General features: G+C 60.9%; 1 pseudogene. It reads left to right on the top strand.

The features are described from left to right. Nucleotides 1-127, top strand: a pseudogene (locus tag F1735_RS37210) (IS1595 family transposase); the annotation flags it as partial. Nucleotides 128-253: the final 126 nt, after the last annotated feature.

Genomic DNA, 253 nt, shown 5'->3' with positions numbered 1-253 from the left:
GGAGGTGATGGCCGAGCGCGAGTCCGAACGCCAGCTGGTGGGCCATGTAGAGGCCGATGACGCCTACTTTGGTGGTGCGCACCCCGGTGGGAAACGGGGGCGCGGGTCGGAGAATAAGGTGCCATTCTGAGTGTGATCACGCGAGTTGATGGCCCGGTTTTCACGTAAAACGATGGTCCTACCCCGAGCGATTTTAGCGTCTTGACAGCGCCGGCCACGGCGCTGTTTTTGATCGTGCGGTTAGAACGGTTCG

Source organism: Massilia genomosp. 1 (assembly GCF_011682185.1).
In the GTDB taxonomy this organism is placed as follows: Bacteria; Pseudomonadota; Gammaproteobacteria; order Burkholderiales; family Burkholderiaceae_D; genus Telluria_A; species Telluria_A rubra.
The sequence above is the reverse complement of the archived record's forward strand: the minus strand, read 5'-3'. Positions and strand labels throughout refer to the sequence as shown.